At 36.5% G+C, this 15,308-nt stretch carries 13 protein-coding genes and 1 pseudogene; 1 reads left to right on the forward strand and 13 read right to left on the reverse strand.

What is annotated here, in order from left to right:
• The first annotated feature begins 195 nt into the window (after nt 1-195).
• The gene (locus tag AC3RV6_RS15885) at nt 196-1,140 is read left to right on the forward strand and encodes an urea transporter (protein ID WP_489746940.1); all 945 of its coding nucleotides are present in this window, start codon (nt 196-198) and stop codon (nt 1,138-1,140) included.
• A 45-nt stretch (nt 1,141-1,185) separates the two neighbouring features.
• On the opposite strand, the gene AC3RV6_RS15890 is transcribed toward AC3RV6_RS15885, so the two are convergent.
• The 13 genes and pseudogenes from AC3RV6_RS15890 to AC3RV6_RS15950 form a co-directional block, all read right to left on the reverse strand.
• Nucleotides 1,186-1,398 (reverse strand): DUF5342 family protein, encoded by a 213-nt coding sequence (locus AC3RV6_RS15890; RefSeq protein WP_489746941.1) that lies wholly within the window; start codon nt 1,396-1,398, stop codon nt 1,186-1,188.
• A gap of 268 nt (nt 1,399-1,666) precedes the next feature.
• A complete protein-coding gene (locus AC3RV6_RS15895) occupies nt 1,667-2,407 on the reverse strand; it encodes a GntR family transcriptional regulator (RefSeq protein ID WP_489746942.1) in 741 nt (246 codons plus the stop codon).
• 28 nt (nt 2,408-2,435) lie between these two features.
• A complete protein-coding gene (locus tag AC3RV6_RS15900; RefSeq protein WP_489746943.1) occupies nt 2,436-3,821 on the reverse strand; it encodes an MFS transporter in 1,386 nt (461 codons plus the stop codon).
• Nucleotides 3,822-3,902: 81 nt separating this feature from the next.
• Nucleotides 3,903-4,622, reverse strand: a complete 720-nt coding sequence (gene deoD / locus AC3RV6_RS15905) for a purine-nucleoside phosphorylase (protein WP_489746944.1) — start codon at nt 4,620-4,622, stop codon at nt 3,903-3,905.
• A gap of 324 nt (nt 4,623-4,946) precedes the next feature.
• Nucleotides 4,947-5,882: pseudogene (locus AC3RV6_RS15910) on the reverse strand (SLC13 family permease); the annotation flags it as partial.
• 52 nt (nt 5,883-5,934) lie between these two features.
• Entirely contained in the window at nt 5,935-8,346 is a 2,412-nt protein-coding gene (locus tag AC3RV6_RS15915; protein WP_489746945.1) for a heavy metal translocating P-type ATPase, read from the reverse strand.
• A gap of 118 nt (nt 8,347-8,464) precedes the next feature.
• Entirely contained in the window at nt 8,465-8,668 is a 204-nt protein-coding gene (copZ, locus tag AC3RV6_RS15920) for a copper chaperone CopZ (RefSeq protein ID WP_489746946.1), read from the reverse strand.
• 53 nt (nt 8,669-8,721) lie between these two features.
• Complete coding sequence (locus tag AC3RV6_RS15925; RefSeq protein ID WP_489746947.1) at nt 8,722-9,009, reverse strand: metal-sensitive transcriptional regulator; 288 nt, start codon at nt 9,007-9,009, stop codon at nt 8,722-8,724.
• A gap of 634 nt (nt 9,010-9,643) precedes the next feature.
• Complete coding sequence (locus tag AC3RV6_RS15930; RefSeq protein ID WP_489746948.1) at nt 9,644-10,417, reverse strand: DUF2935 domain-containing protein; 774 nt, start codon at nt 10,415-10,417, stop codon at nt 9,644-9,646.
• A 400-nt stretch (nt 10,418-10,817) separates the two neighbouring features.
• Complete coding sequence (locus AC3RV6_RS15935; protein WP_489746949.1) at nt 10,818-11,318, reverse strand: ferritin; 501 nt, start codon at nt 11,316-11,318, stop codon at nt 10,818-10,820.
• 216 nt (nt 11,319-11,534) lie between these two features.
• On the reverse strand, nt 11,535-14,006 hold the full coding sequence (locus tag AC3RV6_RS15940; RefSeq protein WP_489746950.1) for an MMPL family transporter: 2,472 nt from the start codon (nt 14,004-14,006) through the stop codon (nt 11,535-11,537).
• Nucleotides 14,007-14,009: 3 nt separating this feature from the next.
• On the reverse strand, nt 14,010-14,456 hold the full coding sequence (locus tag AC3RV6_RS15945; RefSeq protein ID WP_489746951.1) for a MarR family winged helix-turn-helix transcriptional regulator: 447 nt from the start codon (nt 14,454-14,456) through the stop codon (nt 14,010-14,012).
• A gap of 199 nt (nt 14,457-14,655) precedes the next feature.
• Complete coding sequence (locus AC3RV6_RS15950) at nt 14,656-15,300, reverse strand: VTT domain-containing protein (RefSeq protein WP_489746952.1); 645 nt, start codon at nt 15,298-15,300, stop codon at nt 14,656-14,658.
• Nucleotides 15,301-15,308 lie beyond the last annotated feature (8 nt).

Below are 15,308 nucleotides of genomic sequence, written 5' to 3' on the forward strand. Positions count from 1 at the left end.
TTGGCCGCGCTTATACCATTTGGCAATATTAATTAATTCTAGGAACTTGGAACTATTTACCCTTTCAATGTGAATTAAAAGCGAGTAAAATAAAAAGGTTCCTTTATACAGTTTATTGACGGCATAGATTTAATCGCCTTAACAACATAAAAACATTTATAAAGGAGTACTAACCAATCAGAAGGGAAGAGTGTTATGCCAAACGAAATACGAAAGCCACGAACCGGAGGTACACTTGTTTCATTCCTTTCAGCATCATTTAAAGGAATATCACAAGTAATGTTTATAGATAATGTTATTACTGGTATCATTATTCTACTTGCAATCACCTCTATGTCATTTAAACTAGGAATTATAGCGCTTTTATCCGCTTTAATAGGAACTGGCGTAGCAAAAATAGGTGGCGCAGATGAACAAAGTATAAACTTGGGTCTTCATGGATTTAATCCTGTACTAACTGGACTTGCCTTAATGTTGTTTTTAACAGGACCTAATCATTGGATTATAGCTCTATTTGGGGCGGCACTTTCAGCAGTTGTTACAGCTGCTATGATGCATGCTATGAAAAATACAGGTATACCAGTATTAACTTTTCCATATATTATTGTTTCATGGTTAGTCCTTCTATCCGCTTATAAACTACAAGCGTTCAAAATATCACCCGATTTGGCTCCACAGGATTTATCTCACTGGCAATTAGATATCGCCGGCAAAATCGACTTGCTACAAGGAGCAATGAATGGCATCGGACAAATCTTTTTCCTCCATTCGATTTTATCTGGAATATTGATATTCGTGGCCATATTTTGGGCAGGCTGGAGATTTGGCGTGTATGCAATAATTGGTAACGCAACTTCTCTTTTAGTTGCTTATGGACTAGGTGCTGAGAATACTTTAATCTATATGGGGCTTTACGGATACAATGCGATTTTAACAATTCTTGCTGTTACTGTTGTATTCAATACAAGCGAGAATCGCTATGCAATATTAACAGGCGTCATAGGTGCCGCATTAACCGTACCTGTAACAGCTAGCTTGTCTACCTGGCTCATCCCATTCGGACTTCCTGCATTTACTATGCCTTTTGTTCTTAGTACTTGGCTCATACTTTTCGCTAGGAAAGTTATGCCAAACTTTTAATAAAGAAGAGCCCCACGCCATTTTTTCTGTGTGAGGCTCTTTTCTTTATTGTAAGTAATTTTTTATTAAATCGTGAACTTTAGATTCAATAACGTCAATAACCGCTTCTTCAAGCGATTCTTCGGGTTTTGGATGATACCATTTAATCTCCCCTTCTTCAAAAAGACCTTGGTAGTCATTTCCTTCATATACAAACTTAAACTGGAGCCGTTCATGTACTTGTCCTTCAAATAATGGTTCTACTTCAAATAGCTGCATACTTATATCACCTTCCAATATTTTTTCTAACAATCTCTATTATGTGCTAGTTCTAAGCTTAATAACCCTAAAAAATTGATCAAAAAAAAACAGGCTTTATATACGTCTAAGAACGTATATAAAGCCTGTTTCTACTTAAATTGGCCCCAAATTTATAAGAAAATGACGTTAGTGAAATTCCATCTCTTTCTCCTGTTTCGTGGAGAGGCGATTTTCTTTCCCTAACGTCATTTATTGTACAACCAAAATAATGAAGCTTTATAGTGTATCACTTTGTAGCATTAATGAGCATTTTGCTAAATCTCTTTGGAATATAGAATTTGTTATAAACAAGGGGATACTTTTCATTTTGATAAACACTTTCGGTAATTAGATCACATTGCTCACCACCAAAGATATGATACTTTTGCGAAGGAGCATTACCTGCCGTCGATCGTTTAATATCTATAGAAGCGTGGTTCGCAATATTATAAATATCTTTTTCTAGCATATTTAGCACTTGATTATCATCTTGCAAATCCAAGTCTAATTCGGCTACAGTTTCAATGGCCATAAATGTAAAGGCATATGCAACAACTTTATCATCACTTTTATACCAACGCTCTATGGCCACTACAGCTGCCATTTTTCTTTTCAACACTTGCCGAGTATAATCACTTTCTAAATCAAGTCTAAAATTCATTTCCACTTCGTCAATTGTTTCACTATGACATTTGTGTATCGGGTTTCCTAAAGTTTCCAAACCTGGCAGTACAGAGTCTTTTTTATTTTTAATAATAAAATTCCCTTTACCATGAATATTTTTCACCAATCCATCATCTTGAAGTAAAGCCAATGCTTGTCTTAATGTCATTCTGCTGACGCCAATCATTTTTGCCAATTCCGGTTCAGATGGCAATTGACTCTCAGGGGGATATACCCCATCCATAATCAGTTTAAATATTTTGTCATACACCTTTATATAAAGCGGCTTTTTAAGACTATGATTATTTTTTATATCACTATTCATTTTTATCACGCTCATTTCATTCAACTAATTAAGCTTTTTTTGTTTTACGAGCTACTAAAAGCCAGTATACCATTAATGATACAAGTGAAATGAAAGTAAGAATTAATAAGATATTACTATAGAGACTTGCGTTTCCTTCCCCAACAAAACCAAGGACATTCTGTTTAAGTAATTGACTATCCATCATCGCCGCTACATAAGCAATCCCGATTGAAGCAGCAATATTTAAGCATAAATTATAAAAACCAAGAGCTGTGCCCGATTGTTCCGGTGATATTGTACTGATCAACGTATCAAGCATAGGCGCGTACATTAATGCAAATGAACCTGAGAATAAGATCATAGAGAAAACAAATATCCACATCGATGTTTCAACAAATAATCCACCAAGTAGTAAACTTATTGTTATTAATGAAATCGCAAGAGTGATACATTGTCTATTCCCTAAAAACTGAGCAATTTTACCGGACATTGCACCTATAATCGTTGCTAACACATAAGCAGGAATAAATAATAGTGATATCTTATCTAGTTTCATTCCATATATGGATTCAATAAGGAATGGGAACATGAAGATATATGCTAGTTGTAGCGTATATATGATGAATGCCACACCTAAGACTGATAGCATGCGTTTATTTTTAAAGAATGTAATTCCAATGAAAGCTTTGGTGCTTTTACTTATATACAGAAGAAACAGTACTAATGATGCAATGAATAAGCCGAAATTTATCCAGTTAAACTTCGTTACATATAATATTAATGCAGCAGCAACTACAGCAACTAACAATAATCCAATTATATCAACTTTAAAGCCTTTAGATTTTTCTTTCGGAAGATACTTGAGTATGAAAGGCAGTATTAAAAGAGTCAGCAATGGGATTAGAAACAATGTTGTCCAATTCAAATATGTAGATACATATCCGCCGGTCAACGTACCAATCACAAGTGCAATGGAATAGGCGCTTGTACTAAATCCCAAAAACATTTTCTGCTGTTCTTTTGGCATATTCTTTGCAACAAATATAATATACAAAGTTTCAGTTGCAGCTAAACCCGCAGATTGTATAATTCTCGCTAGTACAACAAGAGCAAACGAATGTTGTAGAATAAAGCCCATAATGGAACCGATACAAATCAACAAGATTCCGGCGACCAATAAAGTTCGCACACTAATTGTATCCGCAAGCGTCGCATAAACGACTGCTCCAATGCCAATCACAAGTCCTGCTAAAGTTACTTGCCAACTGACTGTTGTAGGTGACAGACCAAAATCTTTAGCCAAATCAACTGAAATGATTTTAAATGAGTTGTCTATGATTAATGAGAATACAAACAAAATCAATATGACAGGAATTGCTTTTTTCACATTTACTATTTGTTCATTATTTGCTACTTGTTTTACTTTAGTCATCTCTACACTTCCTCGCAAAGTTTATATTTCATTTGTATATGCGTATTAAACAGGAGATAACAGAAATGAACAGACTTAGATTTAAGCTAGTTCTAAAGCGATTTCCATCATTTTTGTAAATGCGGTTTGTCTTTCCTCAACCGTCGTCTGCTCATTTTTGAAAATAAGATCACTTATAGTTAAAATACAAAGTGCGTTAACACCAGCATGTGCAGCATTCATATAAAGACCAGCCGCCTCCATTTCAACAGCTAAAATTCCCATATCACTCCATTTTTTTAATGCCGTTGTGTCAGCACTATAAAACACATCGCTTGAAAGAACGTTTCCAATTTTCACCTCAAAGCCTTTTCCATCTGCTACTTTTTTTGCTTTCTCAAGCAAATCAAACGAAGCAATATTTGAATAATGCCCTGGTAAATTATATTGGTCCACATAATTGGAATCAGTTGATGCACCCATTGCAAAAACAATATCATACATATTCAAATCATCTTGAATTGCTCCAGCAGAACCGATACGAATTAAATTCTTCACACCGAAAATATTAATTAATTCCCAAGAATAAAGACTCATACTCGGCGTCCCCATACCCGTTCCCATAACTGAAATCTTCTTGCCGTTAAATGTACCTGTATAACCAAGCATATTCCGAACTGAATTAAATTGCTCAACGTTCTCCAAATAGTTTTCAGCAATAAATTTAGCTCTCAAAGGATCACCTGGTAAAAGAATTGTCTCTGCAATCTCTACCCCGTTTGGTTGAATATGTGGTGTTTGTTTATGTTCTTGTGCTGTCATTTTGCATTCTCCTCTTTTTTTATTTCTTTGTTTTTTTGGAAATTAGTGAATACGCTTTCATAGCATATCCAATAAGTTGCATGTCATTACCCTTAAATAAAAACAACTCTGTACACTTGTCTAATTAGTTGTATAATTTGTTTACATTCATATAATATCACGTGAATATGTACATGACAAGTTTAAAAATCAAGTTTTTTTGTGCTTCTTATACCACTTTGAAAAATGACCTTTCAAATACATAAAAGCCGATTCCTATATGCGCTAGGAATCGGCTTTCTGTATGGCAAGTTGGTCATCATAACTACACAAGCCATTCTTTATTTAATAAAACGAAAGCGGTACAACATTTAAATCAATACCCCAGAAAAGTGGCATTAAATAATAAGCAGCGAGTACAATTAATACCAACACAAGTATATTAACTACGAAACCCACCCTTACCATCTCAACAATTCTCAGCTTTCCTGTTCCAAATATTATCGCATTCGGAGGTGTGCCAACAGGTAGCATAAATGCACAGTTTGCCGCCATAGCAGCAGGAACCATCAAAGCATAAGGATGAATATCCAATGATAATGCAAGAGCAGCTAGCACAGGCAATATCATTGTAGCAGTCGCCGTATTAGACGTAAACTCAGTCAGTACAAGGACGAGTAAGGCTGAAAATGCCATGATTATTACTATATTAAAACCATCAAGAACAGTAAGTTGTGTGCCTATCCACTCAGAGAGACCTGTTTCACGAAAACCTGCTGCTATTGCAAGTCCGCCCCCAAACAGTAGAAGAATCCCCCAAGGTATCTCTTTTGAATCCTCCCAATCAAGAATTCGCTTCCCATATTTTCTAGACGTAGGTATAGCAAAAAGTAGAGAAGCTGCAAGAACTGCAATCATACCATCCTTTAAATCTGGAATAATATTTATCCATATAAATTCACGTGTAATCCACATAAATGCCGCAAATGCAAAAATAGAACCTACAACTTTTTCTTCATATGTTGTCTTTCCGAGAAGAAGATGCTCTTTCTCTATAACTTCCTTCCCACCGGGCAATCCTTTGATAGTCATCTTAAATGCAAACCTACCTAAGTAAACCCATGCAAAGAATAGAAGCACAACAACTATAGGGACTGCAACTAACATCCAGCTTGCAAAAGAAATTTCTACATCAAATAATTGTTTGACTTGTGCTACCAAAATAATATTTGGAGGAGTACCGATGAGTGTACCGAGACCTCCTATTGTTCCTGCGTATCCTCTTCCAACTTTTGACAACGTCGGAATAGGATGTTTAAATTGTTTTTTGTTATCAACTCTTAGTATTTACTTTCTGAAGACGTAACGCATTCAACACGACAGATACTGAACTAAACGCCATCGCTGCTCCAGCAACCCACGGTGCCAATAAGCCAATTGCAGCAATTGGGATTCCAATTATGTTGTAAAAGAAAGCAAAAAATAAATTCTGCTTTATATTTCGCATTGTTTTCCTACTCATAATAATAGCATCCACTACGCTATTTAAATCCCCACGCATCAGTGTAATATCCGCAGCTTCAATCGCAATATCAGTACCTGTTCCGACAGCCATACCGATATCCGCCATAGCAAGTGCAGGTGCATCGTTAATCCCATCCCCAACCATTGCCACTTTTTTACCTTGGTCTTGAAGCTTTTTAATCTCCTCACTTTTCTGCTCAGGTAAAACTTCGGCAATTACTTTCGTGAGTCCAACTTGTCGAGAGATTGCTTCAGCAGTTCGTTGGTTATCGCCTGTCAGCATGATGACATCCAAACCCAATTCCTGCATTCTCGTAATTGCTTCTTTAGATGTCTCTTTCACTGTATCTGCTACAGCAACGACTCCAGCAATTTGCTTATCCACGGAAATAAGCATCGCTGTTTTCCCTTCACTTTCAAATGCTTCCATCGTAGATTCTACATCCAAAAGGTCGATTTGATGTGAATGCATCAATTTTCTTGTCCCTACATAAATTTCTTTACCACCAACTACAGCCCGAATGCCATATCCCGGCAACGCTTCAAAATCAGTCGTTTCAAGTAGCGAAAGACCTTTTTCTTTTACACCTTGAACAATTGCTTGTGCCAATGGATGTTCGGATTTATTTTCAGCTGTCGCGATTAGTTGCAGTATTTCATCTTCCTTAAACCCATCTGTCACTGTGATATTTGTCAAAGCAGGTTCACCTTTTGTCACTGTTCCTGTTTTATCCAACACAACGGTATCAATTATCCGTGTATTCTCCAAATGTTCACCGCCTTTAAACAAAATCCCCATTTCAGCAGCTCTACCTGAACCCGCCATAATCGATGTCGGCGTTGCCAAACCAAGTGCACAAGGACAAGCGATGACCAAAATAGATATTGTTGGAATTAAAGCAGAACGGAAATCACCTGTCACAAAATACCACACGATGAATGTTACGACCGCAATCATAACTACTATTGGTACAAACACACCTGAAATTCGATCCGCCAAGCGTTGAATATCCGCTTTAGATCCTTGTGCTTCTTCAACCACTTTCACAATTTGTGCTAACGCTGTATCTTTCCCTACTTTTATCGCTTTTATTTGCAAAGAACCATTTTTATTAATTGTTGCGCCAATCACTGTATCTCCAGAAACCTTATCAATAGGAACACTTTCACCTGTAATCATTGATTCATCAATTGCGGAATATCCTTCAATGATTTCTCCGTCCACCGGTATTTTTTCACCTGGCTTCACAAGAATAATATCCCCAAATACGACTTCTTCAATTGGAACTTCTTTTTCAATTCCGTTTATCAGTAATCGGGCAGTTTTAGCCTGCATACCTAGTAGCTTTTGAATTGCCTGACTTGTTTTCCCTTTTGCACGGGCTTCAAATAATTTACCGAGTACGATTAATGTAATGATGACAGCAGATGCTTCAAAATAGAGCTCTGGCATTCCGACGCTTCCTGCCTTTACCCATTCCAACGCAAGATATAGACTATAAAAGTAAGCTGCGCTAGTACCAAGCGCAACTAATACATCCATATTTGCACTTTTATTTCGCAAAGCGTTGTATGCTCCTTTATAAAATTGACCACCAACAATAAATTGAACCGGTGTTGCGAGCACAAGTTGTAACCACGGGTTCATAAGAATAGCCGGCAAATAAATAAATGATAGAAAACTAAAATGGGCAACCATTGTCCATAACAACGGAATTGTTAATACAAGTGAAAAGATGAACTTTCGTTGTTGCTTATGAATTTCTTCCTCTTTGTGATCAATGTTCTCTTTACTATCTTGTTTAGGCGTCAACTCGAAGCCCATTTTTTTTACAGCCGTAACCATGTCAGAAGGTTTGATTTCAGTATCGTTGTATTCAACAACCAGTGTTTCAATAGCAAAGTTAACCGAAGCATTTGAAACACCATCCATCCTATTAATTCTTTTTTCAATTCTTGCTGCACACGCCGAGCACGTCATACCTGATATATCAAACGTCTCTTTTTCTTGTATGACGCCATAGCCCAATTTTTCAACTCTTTCTATAAATTCATTTACATTTGTTTTCTCTGGGTCATAAATGATTGTCGATCTTTCTAAAGCAAAGTTTACATTCGCTTTTTCAACACCCTCTATTTTGGAAAGTCCCTTTTCAATACGGTTTGCACAAGCTGCACATGTCATCCCATTAATTTGCAATGTTTGTTCAGTCTTCGACATCTATCTTTCCTCCAATACTATATAGGGGTATAATTCACTCAAAAAGAATAATTACACCAAATGGTATAATCATTTCTCTCAACCTACCCCTAAGTTATATTCAAATGATTCCAACAGTTTAATTGACGTCGAAACCTTGGTCTTCTATTGTTTCTTGAATCAGATTCAATGTTGTCAATTCATTATTAAAATCAACAGTAACCTCACCGCTACTAAGCTCGACTTTTACAGAAGTAACACCTTTAAGATTACCTACGCTTTCCTCAATTGCATTCACACAATGGGCGCAAGACATGCCTTGCACTTTTATTATTTCAGTCATTTTAATGACCTCCTATATTGTAATTTATTTAAATAGCCAAAATAGCTTACATTTTATTTCGTCATTGTTTTCATAACAGCCATTAGTTCTTTTATGGCTGCTTCTCCATCTTGGCCTTTAATCGCATTTGCGACACAATGATGCGTATGATCCTCTAAGAGAGCTAAAGAAACCTTATTCATTGCTGATTGAATTGCACTAATCTGATGTAAAATATCCACACAATATCGGTCATTCTCAACCATCTGATGTATTCCTCTTACTTGTCCTTCAACACGCTTTAAGCGGTTGAGAAGCTGTTGTTTGTTTGGTTGGACAGTTGTTTTTGTTGTATTCTGCATAATGCCACTCCTCACCAAGTACATATACCCTGTACCCCTATAATATCAAAGATATAGATTAAGGTCAAACAATAAAGAAGAAGCCGTCTATTCGATTAAAAAATCGTAATAGACGGCTATTCTTCGTGCGCACCGAAAAAGTTCCCTATTTTCACACAACTCGTGTTTACTCTAAGGATACTTGGTCTATTTCCACCACACCGAGCTATCGTACATTTGTTGGTCATGTTTAAATGGAAAGGTTGGATAGGCATAAACAGGACCATAAGGCATGTTTGGATATACCCCTCCATAGTTAGTTTCTCCTGATGTGGGATTAGGAAGTAATACACCATAGTTTTGATATGACTTGCAAATTGGATCCCATCTCTTCCTAATTATAGACTCCCCTAATCCATTATTTCCTTGCGATTGAACATTATTTGTGTTCATCCTAAACACCGCTTTCATATATTTTTTGATACTCTCCTATTCTATTCCCCACTATTCATTTGGGTGTGGGCAAGTAAAATAGAGGGAGTTGTCCGCCAGGGATTCAATTGAATTCTTAACCCTTCATTAATAAAGAAAAAAAGTGATTGAACCAATTGGTTCAATCACTTTTCGTATATGTTGTAACTTCCGGGTTAAGCATTTAACGAAGTACCTTTTCCTCAAGATTCTTCCATGTATGGTGGGCCTCTCTTGCGATATGCTCTAACAAATCCGGTGGTGCTGTCGTAATTAATGCACACCTTTTTATTAAGGCATCGATTCCAAGCCAATCCATTTCTATTTCCTTAAGGTTAGTAATAAGCATTTTATCAAAGGTTTCCTGTGCAGGTGATATTTCATTACGTGGATGACGTAACATCGTGTTCATTGCCTGCGCTTGAAGCAGAAAGTTGTTAAACTTTTGTATCTTTGCAAGCAATTCTTCATGCAGTTGATAATTTGTTGTATCCAGATAATGACGTATGAACCCAAGATGATCGGACATTTGCCTTAACCACATTAGACTGGTATGCATATTCGCATTCGCAGGCGTGAGTTCCTTACCCGATTCTAGCACTGCAAAGATATTCAATGACTCTTCTGCTTCCCGAATCATATGGTCAAGAAGTGAGGTTGGCGTTGAAATGATAACATTACAATGTAAAGCCCTATCCATCGTGTAGGAAAGTAAACTGACAAACTCATTGGTAACATGCTTAGCATCATGAAGTAATGTACCCAAGTCCTCCTTTTTCTCTTCTACCCTAGTGAATACATTGCCCAACTGCACGAGCATATGCTGGTTTGCTTTTGCAAGTTCTGGTTCATGATAACTAATTTCCCTGTCAAAGAAACGACCATGATCATAATCATTCCGTAACCAAAATGACATGGTACCATAGACATCCCTTTCGTAATTATCCGTGTATGCCAATAATTACAACCCCTCTCCTGTACTAGTGAAATACATATAGGAAAATTCCCCGTATAAATAGATTCTATGCCATTTCCTGCTAATTATGCCAAACGATTTAGAGAGTTGAATGAAGGAAAACTAGAACCCTTACTTAAAGCCATCACTAAAGGAAATGTATTCTTCATAAAGATAATGATAGACTACTCAATGTTTATAGGGAAATTAATAGGAATAAATTCAAACCACGTAAATATAAACATCAAATAGCGCCCTCCTATCGTACGAAGGGCGCTACTCTTAATTAGAAATATTATCAGAGCACTGAATTTAACTAAGTATTTTTTTAATTTAAATACAACAGCAGTAACTTCTCCAAAAATCTCTGTCCCTTATTTGAGACAGACTAAGTTACCATAGTTTACTCTTCCGTAAATTGTCTTTGTCCAAGCTCTTTTTCATAAATAAACAGTGCGTTTTTATCTTCACGAATTCTTCTTAAATATTCAATATGTTTATCAAACGTTGCCTCTTCTTCAACTTGTTCATCAAGGAACCAATTGAGGAAAGAAATTGTTGCATGCTCCTTCTCTTCCCACGCCATATCCATAATTCGATAAAATGACTTTGTAACCTCTTTTTCTTGTGCCAATGCAACTTCAAATGTATGGAGTATACTTTCAAACGATGTTGCTGGAGCCGGAATAGCTGAAATTACAGCATGGAAGCCACGATCATTTAAATATGAATAAACTTTCATCGCGTGCATCCGTTCTTCTTCTACTTGTTGCAGGAAGTAATGTGCAAAACCGTTATAATTGCTGTGTTCGCAATAAGAAGCCATTGATAAGTATGTTTGAGCTGCCGCGAATTCATTATTCATTTGTTCATTTAATGCACCTGCTAATTTTTCACTAATCATTTTTACCGTCTCCTTCTAATGAATTGTTAGTTTATACCATAGTTTTCGATGTTTAATACGGCATAATACTACAAAGCTATATAACTCAGTATACCTTCTAGTAAATATCTTGCAAATGTCCAGTTTTCATTTCGTTAAAATAAAAACAAGCTACTTACCTAATGAAATTACTAGGATAGTAGCTTGTTTTTTCTTTTATACTAATCTTTCTAGAATTTATTTACCTCGGAACGGCCACCATACACCTCTGCCAAATGATACAGTTATCGCTGGTATTAGTAACGGGAGAATAATGAGTCCGTACAAAAGTAAACCTGTGATAACAATAGTTGCAATTTGTGCAAGACTTAATACACCAGAAGGCATCATCGCCCCAAACGTACCAGCAAGTATAATCGACGCGGTAATAATAACTGTTCCCATTTTCGCCATGGCAGTTGTAAGCGCATCGCCAATAGTCAATCCTTTAATACTTTCTTCGCGGAAGCGGTCAAGTAGGAATATAGAATAATCAACGCCTAGCGCAATCAACATGATAAATCCAAAGAATGGCACTGCCCAACTAATTCCATCATACCCTAACCAGTTAACAAAAATAAGCTCAGTTATAGCGATAGATGAATAGTAAGTGAGTAACAGCGAACCTATCATATATAACGGCATGATTGCAGACCGGAATAAAACTGTCAAGACTACAAACAAACTAATTAGCATAATTGTAACTGTACGCGTAAAGTCTTTTGATGAAATATCATTCAAATCTAAATTCATACTTGAAACGCCACTAAATGCAAGTTCAGCATCAGAATACGGTGTTCCGATTACAGACCGATTTACACTATCTTTAATATCCTGTACTATTTGAATCGCTTCAGGTGAATAAGGATCTTCATCCAAAATAACTTCAAGTAATACCCCTGACTTGTCTCCAAAAGTATATCTATCAATTACAGGTTTGAATTCTTCGTTTTCAAATGTTCCTGACGGAATGAACAATCCGGTAGCGCGCACACTTTCCGACTCACTCATTTCTTTTAAAGTTGTAGATAATACTTCCAAACCTGAACCAATTTCATCAAGTCCTTTATTAGAAGCATCTACGCCTCCAGCCAGTTGACCGATACCTTCTGCAGCTTGTTGAACTCCTTCGCTACCTAATTCTACCATTGAAGGATTACTAAACATGCCGGTTACTTGTTCTAATCCACCTTGAACTTCTGCAAGCCCTTTTTGAACTTCTCCAACTCCACTAACAGCATCGCTACCGCCGTCTCCCATTAATCCAAGTTGATAATCGACATACAAGTCTTCAATTATTTCACCAGTTGGTCGTGTAATCGTTCGAACCGTTTTCACACCTTCAACCTTCTCAAGATTCCTACTTATTTCTTCTAAATAAGTTACATCTGTTTCATTAACAATAGATGTATCTTTTTTCAATAATACTTGAACTGGTAAAGAATCTCCTTCTCCAAACCCTTCTGAAATCGCATTAAGCCCTATTACAGATTCTTTACTAGCATCAATTTCATCAATTGTATTAAACGACAAATCATTATCGTATGACAAAAGAAGAGGTAACGTTATTGCTAATACGATCAACATCGCTGTGAGCGGTCTTTGGACTGAGATTTTACTAAAACCAATCCACAATTTACTATCTTTATGTGCGATAGCCTGTTTTGAAGGCCAGAATAATTTATCTCTTAATAGAAGCATAAATAACGGAACAATCGTAAATAGTACAATAAGCAGTACAGCTATCCCAACTGCTACGGCCACCGCAGATTTAAAGATAGGGAAATCTGCAAATCCTATTGCCGCAAAACCAATAAATACCGCGAGTCCACTAATAAAAAGCGTGCGACCAGCTGTTTTATACGTGTTGATAATCGCATCTTCTACTTCATGACCCGCAAGAAGCTCTTCTTTATATCGACTTAATAATAGTATGCAATAATCCGTTCCAAGTCCGAAAAGGATGGCTACTAAGAATATTTGTGTGTAATTTGAAACAGGAAAACCAAACCAATCAATGAAAAATGCTACGAGCGATTGACTTAGTAGATATGAAATTCCAACTGCAAGAAGTGGAACGAACGGCGTGACGATTGATCGAAAAACAATCAATAGCAAACCAAAAATTAGCACAACAGTAATCATTTCAGTCTTCTTTAATCCATCTTGTGCGCTTTGGTTCACGTCATTACTAATAATGGCTTCCCCTGTTAAATAGACTGTCTGATCTTTCGGTATAATTTCGTCATGAATCTTATCTGCGAGGGCAATAATTTCGTCAAATGATCCATCAACAGTAATGGGAACAAGCACCGTCAATTGATCTTTTGACACCAGTTGTGCTTCCATTTCAGCGCTCTCAAACGGGTTAAGTATTGATTTAACTGGCTGACCCAATGCTTCTAACTTATTTACAACTGCTTGAATTTCTTGTTTAGTTTTAGCATCAACTGGTTTTTCCAAAGAATAGACGAGTGAAATCATATCTTCAGAGGCTCCAGCTTTCTTAAGCATATTTGCAGCTTTTTGTGAATCTGAGGTAGGCGGCAATTGTACACTACCAGCATCTTCCGCTTGTTTTGCTAAATTTGGTGCTAGAACGAACAAAGCAATAGTTAGTGCAAGCAGGCCGATGAAGATAGGCCATCTAAATTTTAATATAGTTCTCATAAATTACATCTCCTTCATTTGCAAAATTTCTTTAAGCTTTTGGAACGTCTTAACAAATGCTTCTAGTTCATCCTCGGCAATACGACCCATAATTAGGGTTTCAATATTCTCAAAAACTGCCTGATTTGAGGCTTGTAAGACATCAATTCCTTCTGTAGTAAGTTTACTTATTTTGGTACGCTGGTCATTTTTATCACGCTCAGATAGGATAAGTCCTTTTTCTTCTAACTTTTTTAAGCGACTCGATATAGCACTTTTATGTACGCCCTGAATTTCAGCAAGTTTCCCATTCGACAGTTCCCCGTATGAAGATAGAATTTTTAGTACTTGGATTTGCTCAGGTGAGTATTCTTTCCAAATAGGATTATCCATATTTTTGATAACATGTTCTGTACCGTAGATCATTACTTCTTCAAATAACTCGACTGCTTCCAATAATTTTTCTTTCATAATCGTCTACCCCCTCAACCAATAGCTTTAGTTTAGGGGGTAGACAATTATATGTCAACAAATACATGTTTTCTATATAAATACACTAAGCGTCATCTCGATTATAATATTTGAAAATCTAAAAAGCATCGACCATTAATTTGGTTGATGCTCTTTTAGTAGATTAGCAGAAGGGCTAGTATCCCTGAAATCTAGCCATTTACTTTTTCTTTAAACGCCCCTGTATAATACTGATAATAGCTGGCAGGACAGATACAAAAATAATTAATAAAAGGACAGTTGAAAAATTGTTTTTGACAATATCAATATTACCGAAAAAGTAGCCTGCAATTGTAAATATTCCTACCCATATCGCAGCACCCAAAACATTATAAATCAGGAAATAACGATAGTTCATCCTGCTGGCATCTGCTACAAATGGTACAAACGTGCGAATAAACGGCATAAAACGAGCAATCAATATTGTTTTCCCACCATGCCGATTAAAGAAGTCCTCAGCTTTATCCATTTTTTCTTGATTAATAAATCTTCCCAAAAAACTTCCGGGTGAAATTGTATACCCAACTTTCTTACCAAAATGATATTTTACCGTGTCGCCGATAACAGCCGCAGAAAAGAAGATGATGAGTAGAATGACAATGTTAAATGCACCCATCGCCGCAAGAGCCCCACTTGCAAATAGCAGAGAGTCCCCTGGTAAGAAAGGGAAAATAACGAGACCCGTCTCAACAAACACGATTAAAAATAAAATTGCATATGACCATAAACCAAAACTTTGTATGATTTCAACCAAATGTTTATCAATATGCAATATGAAACTGATTATGTTTTGAATTATTGTCATAACGTTGC

This window comes from Sporosarcina sp. So3-204 (assembly GCF_058068165.1).